The sequence below is a fragment of the Roseisolibacter sp. H3M3-2 genome (assembly GCF_029211165.1).
GTDB lineage: Bacteria > Gemmatimonadota > Gemmatimonadetes > Gemmatimonadales > Gemmatimonadaceae > Roseisolibacter.
Genome location: NZ_JARGEK010000147.1, coordinates 1 through 10,907 on the forward strand (window position 1 = coordinate 1; position 10,907 = coordinate 10,907).

The window sequence follows — 10,907 nt, forward strand, 5'->3', positions numbered from 1 at the left end:
GCGGGCGGCGCCGTCGCCCGCGAGCGTGACCAGCGCCGCGGCGCGCGCCGCGCGCAGGGCGTCGAGCGTGACCAGCCAGCGCCCCGCGTGCGGCGCGGCCGCCGCCGCGTCGAGCGCCAGCGACGGCGCGGCGAGCAGCGGGCAGTCCCACACGGTCGCCAGCCCCTTCGCGATCGCGCCGGCGATGCGCAGGTTCGTGAAGCTCCCCGGCCCGCCGCCGCAGACGATCGCGGCGAGCTGCCCGGCCGGCACCCCGGCCGCCGCCAGCGCCTCGGCGACCGCCGGCATCAGCCGCTCCGCGTCCGCGCCGCGCATCGCCGCCGACCGGAGCAGCGCCGGCGCGCGCGGGCGCCAGACGGCGACGCTCGCCGCCGCCGTGCTCGCGTCGAGGGCGAGGACCGCGGCGCTCATCCGGCGAGGAGGACGCGCCGCTCGGCGTCTCCCTCCGCGTGCTCCAGGTCGATCGGGACGTGCCCGGCCGGGAGGCGCCCCGCGGCGCGCTCGGGCCACTCGACGAGGACGAGCGCGTGCGCGGTGGTCACGTCGTCCCAGCCGAGGTTCTCCAGCTCGCGCGGGTCCTCCAGGCGGTAGAGGTCGAGGTGGTAGACCGGCCCGCGCGGCGACGCGTACTGGTGCACCAGCGCGTAGGTCGGGCTGGTGACCGCCTCGGTCACCCCGTAGCCGCGGCAGATCGCCTGCGCGAGCGTCGTCTTCCCCGCCCCGAGGTCGCCGGCGAGCGTGACGACGAGGGGCGCGTGCGCCGCGCGCCCGAAGCGCTCGCCCCACGCGGCCAGCTCGTCGCGCGTCAGCGCCAGCCGCCCGCGCGCGGCGAGCGGCGGGACGCGCGGCCCCTCGTGTCCCACCGGCGGCGTGGTGAACTCGTCCACGCGCCCGCCGGCCGCGCGCAGCGCCGCCAGCGCCTCGGGGCGCCCGCCGCCCGAGGCGGCGGAGCCGCCCGCGCGCGCCTTCACCTCGAACAGCTGGTCGCGCAGCCGCGCCGCCTGCTCGAAGTCGAGCGCCTTCGCCGCCTCCTTCATCTCCGCCTCGAGCTGCGCGATCAGCGCCGCCGGGTCCTTCGTGTCGTACGCCGGCGCGCGCTCCGCCACCTTGGCGGCCGCCTTCTTCCCGCCGCGCCCGCGGCCGCGCCCCTTCTCCTCCTCCTGCTCCTCGCGCTCCTCGCGCGCGTCGGCCACGCGCGTGACGAAGCGCACGTGGTCGACGCTCTTCTCGACGCCCCGCGGGACGATCCCGTGCTCCTCGTTGTGCCGCATCTGCGTCTCGCGGCGGCGCGCCGTCTCGTCGAGGCAGCGCTGCATCGAGCCGGTGATCCGGTCGGCGTAGAAGATCGCGCGCCCGCTCACGTTGCGGGCCGCGCGCCCCACCGTCTGGATCAGCGAGCGGTCGCTGCGCAGGAACCCCTCCTGGTCGGCGTCGAGGATCGCCACCAGCGACACCTCGGGCATGTCGAGCCCTTCGCGCAGCAGGTTGATCCCCACCAGCACGTCGAACTCGCCGAGCCGCAGCCCGCGCACGATCTCGACGCGCTCGATGGCGTCGATGTCGGAGTGCATGTAGCGCACGCGCACGCCGACCTGCTGCAGGTAGTCGGTGAGGTCCTCGGACATCCGCTTGGTGAGCGTCGTGACCAGCACGCGCTCGCCGCGCCGCTCGCGGATGCGGATCTCGTTCAGCAGGTCGTCCACCTGCCCCTTCACCGGGCGGATCTCGATCTCGGGGTCGATCAGCCCCGTCGGGCGGATCACCTGCTCGACGACGATCCCCTCCGACAGGTCGAGCTCCAGCTCCCCCGGCGTCGCCGACACGGCGACCATGCGCGGGGTGAGCGCCAGGAACTCGTCGAAGATCAGCGGGCGGTTGTCGAGCGCGCTCGGGAGGCGGAAGCCGTAGTCGACCAGCGTCAGCTTGCGCGCGCGGTCGCCGTTGTACATCCCGCGGATCTGCGGGAGCGTGACGTGGCTCTCGTCGACGACCACGAGGAAGTCCTCGGGGAAGTAGTCGAACAGGCAGGCCGGGCGCTCGCCGCCGGTGCGGCCGGAGAGGTGGCGGGAGTAGTTCTCGATCCCCGCGCACGTCCCGATCTCCAGCATCATCTCGATGTCGAAGTTCGTGCGCTGCTCCAGCCGCTGCGCCTCCAGCAGCTTCCCCTCGGCGCGCATGAACTGCAGCCGCTCCTCCAGCTCCGCGCGGATCGCCTTCACCGCGCGCTCCAGCGACGGGCGGTTGGTGATGAAGTGCTTGGCCGGGTAGACCGCCGTCTTCTCGAGCGTCGCGATCGTCTCGCCGGTGAGCGCGTTGATCTTCGAGATGCGCTCGACCTCGTCCCCCCACAGCTCGACGCGGACGCCCTGCTCCTCGTAGGCCGGCAGGATCTCGACCGTGTCGCCGCGCACGCGGAAGGTGCCGCGCTCGAAGGCGACGTCGTTCCGGCTGTACTGGATCGCCACCAGCTGCCGCAGGATCTCGTCGCGCGCCACCTTCTGCCCGCGCTCGAGCTGCACCATGCGCGCCTTGTACTCGACCGGGTCGCCGAGGCCGTAGATCGCGCTCACCGTCGAGACGATGATCACGTCCTCGCGCTCCATCAGCGACGACGTCGCGCGCAGCCGCAGCCGGTCGATGTCCTCGTTGATCGAGGCGTCCTTCTCGATGTACGTGTCGCTCGAGGGGACGTAGGCCTCGGGCTGGTAGTAGTCGTAGTACGAGATGAAGTACTCGACCGCGTTGTTCGGGAAGAAGCTCTTGAGCTCCCCGTACAGCTGCGCCGCCAGCGTCTTGTTGTGCGACAGCACGAGCGTCGGGCGGCCGTGGTTGGCGATGACGTGGGCCATCGTCATCGTCTTCCCCGAGCCCGTGACGCCGAGGAGCGTCTGGAAGCGGTCGCCGCGGGCGAGGCCGGCGGTGAGCTCCGTGATGGCCCGCGGCTGGTCGCCGGCGGGCGAGAAGGGGGCCTGGACGTGGAAGGCGGCGCGGTCGCTCATGCGGGCAATCTAATCTCCCCTGCCGGAATCTGTTCGGGCCGCCTGCCCGCCGTCACTTCAGCCGCGGGTACTCGGGCTGCCCGGGCGGGGTCGGCGCCGGCGCCCGGCGCGCGGGCGGCGCCTGCCCCGCGGGGGGGACCGGGGGCATGTGCCGGGCCGCGCGCACCACGAAGATCCCGCCGGCCACCGCCGCGACCAGCGCGATGCCCAGCGCCACGTAGGCCGCCGCGGGTCGGACGGAGGGCGGCGGGGCGGCGTCGGCGGTCGGCTCAGTCATCGGCCACGTCCAGCCGCTCGCGGCGGGCCACCTCGCCGATCCCCTTCACGCGCCGGACGACGCGGATGATCTTCTGCAGGTGGCTGAGGTTCTCGACCTCCACCACCACCGAGCCGGTCGCCCGCCCGTCGGCCGTCTTCAGCTCCATGTGCCGGATGTCGGTCCCCGTGCCGGTCACCGCCGCCGCCACGTCGGCGTACAGGCCACGCCGGTCGTACCCCTCCAGGGTGAGGCGCACGGTGAAGCGCTCCCCCTCCATCTCCTGCCAGTCGATCTCGAGCCGGCGCTCCGGCTCGTGGACCAGCATCAGCAGGTTCGGGCAGTCGGCGCGGTGGATGCTCACCCCGCGCCCGCGCGTGACGTAGCCGACCACCGGGTCGCCCGGCACCGGCTGGCAGCACTGGGCGTATCGGACCATGAGCCCGTCGGCGCCCTGGATCCGCACCCCCTTCCCGTTCCCGCGCACGCGGTCGACCAGCCGCTCGAAGGCGCTGGCCGGCTTCGCCGGCTCGGGCGTCGGCTCGATCTCCGGGTGCAGCGCGCGCAGCACCTGCAGCACGGGGACGTCCCCCTGCCCGATCGACGCGATCAGGTGGGTCACGTCCTGCAGCTTGAGCTGCTTGGCGACGACCAGCAGCGAGGGGTCGTCGGGCTTCCCGAGCTTGCGGCGCCGCAGCTCGCGCTCGAGGATCTCGCGCCCGACCTTGGCCGCCGTCTTCTGCTCCTCGATGCGCAGCCACTGCCGGATCTTGTGCCGCGCGCGGCTCGTGCGCACGTGCGCCAGCCAGTCCCGGCTGGGCTTCGCCGTCGGCGCCGTGATGATCTCGATCGTCTCGGAGTTCTTCAGCTGCCGCGCCAGCGGCGCGATGCGCCCGTTCACCTTCGCGCCCGAGCAGTGCAGCCCCACCTCGGTGTGCACGGCGAACGCGAAGTCGATCGGCGTCGCGCCCTTCGGGAGCTGGATGACGTCGCCGGTCGGCGTGAAGACGAAGATCTCGTCCTGGTACAGGTCGAGCTTCAGGAACTCGAGGAACTCGTCCGGGTCCTTCGCGTCGAGCTGCAGCTCCAGCACCTGCCGGAACCAGGCCAGGTGCCGGTCGAGGTCGTCCTGCCCGTTCGGGCCGGTCTCCTTGTAGCGCCAGTGCGCCGCGATGCCGTAGTCGGCGGTGCGGTGCATGTCGCGCGTGCGGATCTGGATCTCGAACAGCTGCTTCCCCGGGCCGAACACCGTGGTGTGCAGCGACTGGTAGCCGTTCGACTTGGGCTGCGCGATGTAGTCCTTGATCCGCTCCTGCAGCGGCGTCCACCACTCGTGGATGACGCCGAGGGCGTGGTAGCACTCCGGGACGGTGTGGACGAGCACGCGGATCGCGAGGAGGTCGTAGATCTCCTCGTACGGCTTCTCGCGCTGCTTCATCTTCTTGTAGATCGACCACAGGTGCTTCGGGCGCCCGGCGACGTCCTGCACCTCGATCCCGGCGTTCTTCAGCTGCCGCTCCAGCGGCTCGCGCAGCTGCGCGATCAGCGCCTCGCGCTCGCCCCGCTTGGTCGCGACCAGCTTGGCCAGCGCGCGGTATTCCTCCGGCTCGAGGTGCTTGAACGCCAGGTCCTCGAGCTCCCACCGCACGCGGGCCATGCCGAAGCGGTGCGCCAGCGGGGCGTACAGGTCGCGCGTCTCCTGCGAGATGCGGCGCCGCTTCTCCGGCGGCAGGTAGTCGAGCGTCCGCATGTTGTGCAGCCGGTCCGCGAGCTTGATCAGGATCACCCGCGCGTCCTTCGCGACCGACAGCAGCAGCTTGCGGTAGTTCTCGACCTGCCGCTCCTCCTTCGAGTGCATCGGCAGGTTGCCGATCTTCGTCAGCCCGTCGACGATCTGCGCGATCTCGTCGCCGAACTCCCGCGCGACGTCGTCGACCGAGATCGTCGTGTCCTCCACGACGTCGTGGATCAGCCCCGCGGCGACGGTGATCGTGTCGAGCTGGAGGTCGGCCAGGATCTTGGCGACCTCGACGCAGTGGGAGACGTACGGGTCCCCCGACGAGCGCGTCTGCCCCTCGTGGGCGCGCTCGCTGTAGCGGTACGCGCGCACGAGGAGCTCGGGGTCGAGCCGCTCGTGCACCGCGTCGGACCCGAGGTCCCACCCCGGGATGACTTCGCTCAGGACGGTCGTGCTCACCGCGCCTCCGTGCGCCCCGCGACCCCGGCCGGAGGTCGCTGTCTCAATGTAGGGCGGGAAAAGCGGCGGCGGAAACCGGGGTGAGGCGGGAGGGGGTGCTTCGTAGGGCTGGAGTGGGGCGGAGAGCCGGATGCGGCGCAGATCCGGGTGCGGCGCAGAGCGGGAGACGACGAACGGGGGTGACCCGCACACCGGGGGACGGCGGACCTACAGCTTGGAGTCGGCGGCTCCGCCGTACCCCGCTCTGCGCCCGACCCCTTGGTTCGGTTCACCCCGGTCTCCGCCGTACCCAGGGGTTCGCCCCACCCCGCTCTACGCCCTGCACCGTCATGGGCCGCTCAGAGCAATCCCCCCTCGGCGAACGACGTGTATCGCCCCCTCCCCACGATCACGTGGTCGTGCACCGGGATGTCGAGCAGCCGCCCCGCCGCCGCCAGCTGGTCGGTGACGGCGCGGTCGTCGGCCGACGGGGTGGGGTCGCCGCTGGGGTGGTTGTGGACCAGGACGATCGCCGCCGCCCGCTCCGCGATCGCCTCCCGGAAGACCTCCCGCGGGTGCACCAGCGAGGAGTTCAGGATCCCCCGCGTCACCAGGACGTCCCGCTCCAGCCGGTGCTGGGCGTCGAGCACCGCGACGTGGAACTCCTCGACCGGCAGGTCCTGCAGCCGCGGCGCGTACAGCTGGTAGACGTCGCGCGGCGAGCGGATGGGCGCGCCCTCCTCGCGCGACTCGAGCGCCAGGCGCCGCCCCAGCTCCAGCGCGGCGTGGATGGCGACGGCGCGCGCCGGCCCGACCCCGCGCACGCGCGTCAGGTCGGCCACCGGCTGCGACGCCAGCCGCCTGAGGGACCCGGCGCCGTGCCCCAGCACCCGCTGCGCGACCTCGATGGCGGCGTCGCCCCCGCTCCCCGTCCCGAGCACCACGGCCAGGAGCTCGGCGGCGCTCAGCGCGTGGGTGCCGAGCGTGCGGAGGCGTTCGCGGGGGCGCTCGGCGCGCGGCTGCTCGCGCAACGGGCGGCGCCAGGGGCGCGGGGCGGCGGTGGGGGCGTCGGTCGTCATCGGGCGGTGGGGTCGGGCGCGAACATCGCCCCGACGGCCGCCGCGGACCGGACCCTCCGAACGCACGACCGCCCGCCGCGCGGCACGGGCCGGCGGCGGGCGGTCGGGACACTCGGGTCAGGCGGCCGGTCGGCTCACAGGTGCTGGCCGTGGCACTTCTTGAACTTCTTCCCCGAGCCGCAGGGGCACGGGTCGTTCCGGCCCACGTTCGACCAGTCGCCGGTCGGCATCGGCTGCGGCTGCGCCAGCGAGCGCACCGGGCCCGCGCCGAGCACCGCCGGGTCGCGGCGCGCCACGACGGGCGGCGTCGCCGCCGCGGCCGCCGGCGGCGCCGCCGGCGTCTCCGCCGGGCCGACGTCGACCGCGCCCTGCGGCGCCGTCGTCCCGACGTCGTCCCCGACACCGTCCGCGTCGTCGCCGGCGTCGTACGTCGCCTCGGCGATCTCCTCGGCCAGCATGCCGTCGCCGTTGGCCGACGCCGAGGCGGCGTCGAGCTCGTGCTCCGGGATGTCCTCGAGGATGCCGAGCGCGTTGTAGCGCCGCTTCGGACGGTCCGCCGGCTCGCCGCCGTCGAAGCCGTCGTAGCCGCCCGGCATCGCGCCCGCGTACGGGTCGGCCTGCGGCATCGGGTCGAACACCAGCTGCGCCTTCAGGAAGCGCTCGGTGAACGTCGTCGCCACGTCGTTCATGAGGTCCACGAACATCGTGTAGGCCTCCTGCTTGTACTCGACCAGCGGGTCCTTCTGCCCCCACGAGCGGTAGTGGATCGCCGCGCGCAGCTGGTCGAGGTCGTACAGGTGGTCCTTCCACTTCTCGTCGAGCACGTTGAGCATGACGAGAGCGAGGAGCCGCTCGCCGTACCCCAGCCCCCCGTCGTCGGTGACGTCGTCGAGCTCGCGCAGCTTGCGGTCGAACGCCTCGGTGCCGGCGGTCGTCGCGAGCGCCTGCGCCTCGGCGAGCGACGCCGGCCGCTCGGGCTCGCGCCCGTCCTCGGCCTCGAACGCGGGGACGCTGACCAGGTAGTGCATCAGCAGGTCCTGGCGCAGCAGCGCCGGGTCCCACGCGTCGGCGTCGTCCTCGGCGAACTCGCCGAGCGTCGTCTCGACGCGGCGGGCGAGCGCCTTCTCGACCATCTTGCGCGCCTCGCCCTTCAGCTCCTCCCCGCCCTCCAGCGCGAACGCCCGCAGCGAGTAGATCACCTCGCGCTGCTGGTTCATCACGTCGTCGTACTCGAGGAGCCGCTTGCGCTGCTGGAAGTTCTGCAGCTCGACGCGCTTCTGCGCGCTCTCGATCGAGCGCGTGATCAGCGGGTGGGTGAGCACCTCGCCGTCCTGCGCGCCCAGGCGGTCCATCAGCTTCGCGATGCGCTCCGACCCGAAGAGGCGCATCAGGTCGTCCTCGAGCGACAGGAAGAACTGCGACGCGCCCGGGTCGCCCTGGCGGCCGGCGCGGCCGCGCAGCTGCCGGTCGATGCGCCGCGACTCGTGGCGCTCGGAGCCGATGATGTGCAGCCCGCCGTCCTCCTCGACCTGCACGTCCTTCCCGTCGAGGTCCTTCACCACGCTCGGGCGCGCCTCGCGCACCCCGGCGCCGAGTTTGATGTCGGTGCCGCGGCCAGCCATGTTGGTCGCGATCGTGACCGCGCCCGGCTGGCCCGCGCCGGCCACGATCTCGGCCTCGCGCTGGTGGTACTTGGCGTTCAGGACGTTGTGCTTGATCCCGCCGCGCGCGAACAGGCGCGACAGCGTCTCCGACGCCTCGACGCTCGTCGTGCCCACGAGCACCGGCAGCCCCAGCTCGTGCAGGCGGCGCGTCTCCTCGAGGATGGCGTTGTACTTCTCGCGGCGCGTCTTGTAGATCAGGTCCTGCCGGTCGTCGCGCTGGATCGGGCGGTTCGTCGGGATCACGGCCACCTCGAGGCCGTAGATCTGGTGGAACTCGCCCTCCTCCGTCTCCGCCGTGCCGGTCATGCCGGCGAGCTTCTCGTACAGGCGGAAGTAGTTCTGGATCGTGATCGTGGCGAGCGTCTGCGTCTCGCCCTTCACCTGCACGCGCTCCTTCGCCTCGACCGCCTGGTGGAGCCCCTCGCTCCAGCGGCGCCCCGGCATGGTCCGGCCGGTGAACTCGTCGACGATCAGGACCTGCCCCTCCTGCACGACGTAGTTCACGTCCTTCTCGTACAGCGCGTGCGCGCGCAGCAGCTGGTGCACGATGTGCAGCCGCTCGCTCTTGCTCGCGTACTCGATCTCGATCGCGCGCCGCTGCTCCAGCTTCTCCTGCGGCTGGAGGTCCTGGTCGTGCTCGATCCGGTGGACCTCGGTCGAGATGTCCGGCAGCACGAACTCGTCGTGGTGCTCGGGGGCGAGGAAGTCGACGCCGCGGTCGGTGAGGTGGACCGTGTGCCCCTTCTCGTCGAGGACGTACAGCAGGTCGTCCTCGAGGTCGCGGTACTGCTGCTTGGTCGCCGGCAGCTTGCGGTCGGCCAGGTAGTCCAGCTCCATGCGCTGCACGAGCTGCTTGACGCCCGACTCCTGGTACGCCTTGAGCAGGCGCTTGTTCTTCGGCGCGCCCAGCTGCGCCTTGAACAGCAGCAGCGCCGCCGTCGCCGTGTCCTTCTGCTCGAGCGCGCGCTCCCCCTCGCCCACCAGCCCGTTCACCATCTCGTTCTGGCGGCGGACCAGCCGGCCGACCTTGTCGTTGTGCTCCGCGTACTGCACGTCGCCCTCGTTCCCCACCGGGCCCGAGATGATCAGCGGCGTGCGCGCCTCGTCGATGAGCACCGAGTCGACCTCGTCGACGATCGCGAACCAGTGCGGGCGCTGGACCCGCTGGTCCAGCGACACGACCATGTTGTCGCGGAGGTAGTCGAAGCCGAACTCGTTGTTGGTGCCGTACGTGATGTCGCTCTCGTACGCGGCGCGGCGCTCCGGCGACCCGGGCTCGGTGTCGTCGAGGCAGGCGACCGTCAGCCCGAGGTACGAGTACAGGTGCCCCATCCACTGCGAGTCGCGGCGGGCGAGGTAGTTGTTCACCGTCACCAGGTGCGCGCCGCGCCCGGGGAGCGCGTTGAGGTAGAGCGGCAGCGTCGCGACGAGGGTCTTGCCCTCGCCCGTCGCCATCTCCGCGATCTTCCCCATGTGCAGCTGGATGCCGCCGTTGAGCTGCACGTCGTAGTGCACCATGTCCCACGACAGCTCGGTCCCCGTCACCTGGACCTTCGAGCCGACGAGGCGCCGCGCGCCCTCGCGCACGGTGGCGAACGCCTCCGGCAGCAGCTCGTCGAGGACCTCGGCGATCTCCGCGCGCAGCTCGGCCTCCAGCCCGCCGCGCCCGTCGAGCCCCTGCAGCTCGGCGTCGAGGCGCTCGCGCTCCGCGGCGTCGCTCGTGTTGTGCTTCGCCGCCTTCAGCTCGGCGATGCGCGACTCGAGCTCCGCGGTCCGCTCGCGCAGGACCTCGCGGAACTTGGCCGTCTGCCCGCGCAGCTCCTCCTCGGAGACGCCCTGCAGGCGCGCGTAGTGCTCGTTGATCGCGTCGATGATCGGCGAGACGCGGCGGCGCTCGCGGTCGTGGCGGCTGCCGAAGACGCGGTTGACGATGGACTTGAGCATCGGATCCTCTATCGGTACAGCCCCGCCGACCCGATGAGGTCGGCGACGCTCTCGGGCACGAAGCCCCGAATCGATCGCCCCGCCGCCAGGCGGGCGCGCACCTCGGTGGAGGAGACGTCCACCCGACGCGTCGGCAGGAACCGCGGCGGCCCCCCCGGGAAGTCGGGGGGCGCCTCGGCGGGGTCCGGGCCGCCGGCGTCGGCGCGGGTCAGCACGACCAGCGTCGCCAGCTGCCGGATCCGCTCCGGCTCCCGCCACCGCGCGAACGTGGCGAGCACGTCCGCACCAACGAGCAGGAAGAGCTCGGCCCCCGGCATGCGTGCCGCCAGGGTCCCGAGCGTCTCGACCGTGTATGATAACCCGCCGCGGTCGATTTCGATGGGGTCGACGGCGAAGCGGGGGTCGTCCCCGACCAGCGCCCGCACCATCGCCAGCCGGTGCTCCGACGGCGTCCGCGCGGACCCGGGCTTGAGCGGCTGCAGCGCCGCCGGGACGAACACGACGCGGTCGAGCGCCAGCTGCTCGACGGCGTCGGAGGCGATCAGGAGGTGGCCGACGTGCGGCGGGTCGAAGGTCCCGCCGAGGACGCCCAGGCGCGCGGCCACCGGAGCCGACGCCTCAGCCGGCCCACGCCGCGACCCGGTCCGGGGGCGGCGTCGGGGGGACGGCGGCCGGCGGCACCGGGATCGGCGCCTGCGACCAGAGCACGACCGCGCTGTCGGGCGGCGCGGGGGGCGGCGCCGGGGCGGCCGCGGCGAAGTCGGAGGCCAAGCGGTCTTAGGAAGACAA

8 protein-coding genes and 1 pseudogene are annotated in these 10,907 nt (G+C 72.8%); all 9 read right to left on the reverse strand.

What is annotated here, in order from left to right; all coding sequences use genetic code 11:
• Positions 1–411: tRNA (adenosine(37)-N6)-threonylcarbamoyltransferase complex dimerization subunit type 1 TsaB (gene tsaB, locus PYV61_RS13250; RefSeq protein WP_275832246.1), on the reverse strand; the 411-nt coding region annotated here is incomplete at its 3' end.
• Positions 408–971 (reverse strand): tRNA (adenosine(37)-N6)-threonylcarbamoyltransferase complex ATPase subunit type 1 TsaE, encoded by a 564-nt coding sequence (gene tsaE / locus PYV61_RS26615; protein WP_345785238.1) that lies wholly within the window; start codon positions 969–971, stop codon positions 408–410. The genes tsaE and tsaB, both read right to left, overlap by 4 nt.
• Positions 963–2,999: pseudogene (gene uvrB / locus PYV61_RS13255) on the reverse strand (excinuclease ABC subunit UvrB); the annotation flags it as partial. The gene tsaE and the pseudogene uvrB, both read right to left, overlap by 9 nt.
• 52 nt (positions 3,000–3,051) lie before the next feature.
• Positions 3,052–3,276, reverse strand: coding sequence for a hypothetical protein (locus PYV61_RS13260; protein ID WP_275832251.1), 225 nt, complete (start codon positions 3,274–3,276; stop codon positions 3,052–3,054).
• Complete coding sequence (locus PYV61_RS13265; protein WP_275832254.1) at positions 3,269–5,452, reverse strand: bifunctional (p)ppGpp synthetase/guanosine-3',5'-bis(diphosphate) 3'-pyrophosphohydrolase; 2,184 nt, start codon at positions 5,450–5,452, stop codon at positions 3,269–3,271. Before PYV61_RS13265 ends, PYV61_RS13260 begins: the two co-directional genes overlap by 8 nt.
• Positions 5,453–5,790: 338 nt before the next feature.
• Positions 5,791–6,510: a DNA repair protein RadC gene (gene radC, locus PYV61_RS13270; protein ID WP_275832256.1), complete on the reverse strand. Its 720-nt coding sequence runs from the start codon at positions 6,508–6,510 to the stop codon at positions 5,791–5,793.
• A 134-nt stretch (positions 6,511–6,644) separates the two neighbouring features.
• On the reverse strand, positions 6,645–10,118 hold the full coding sequence (secA, locus tag PYV61_RS13275) for a preprotein translocase subunit SecA (protein ID WP_275832258.1): 3,474 nt from the start codon (positions 10,116–10,118) through the stop codon (positions 6,645–6,647).
• A gap of 8 nt (positions 10,119–10,126) precedes the next feature.
• A complete protein-coding gene (gene nadD, locus PYV61_RS13280) occupies positions 10,127–10,723 on the reverse strand; it encodes a nicotinate-nucleotide adenylyltransferase (RefSeq protein ID WP_275832260.1) in 597 nt (198 codons plus the stop codon).
• Between the two features lie 13 nt (positions 10,724–10,736).
• Positions 10,737–10,889 (reverse strand): hypothetical protein, encoded by a 153-nt coding sequence (locus PYV61_RS13285; protein WP_275832262.1) that lies wholly within the window; start codon positions 10,887–10,889, stop codon positions 10,737–10,739.
• Between the last annotated feature and the right edge of the window lie 18 nt (positions 10,890–10,907).

Bases quoted from the DNA above. Each gene is read 5' to 3' on its own strand.
- radC (WP_275832256.1), bottom strand. From the start codon at position 6,510: ATGACGACCGACGCCCCCACCGCCGCCCCGCGCCCCTGGCGCCGCCCG.
- PYV61_RS13260 (WP_275832251.1), bottom strand. From the start codon at position 3,276: ATGACTGAGCCGACCGCCGACGCCGCCCCGCCGCCCTCCGTCCGACCC.
- secA (WP_275832258.1), bottom strand. From the start codon at position 10,118: ATGCTCAAGTCCATCGTCAACCGCGTCTTCGGCAGCCGCCACGACCGC.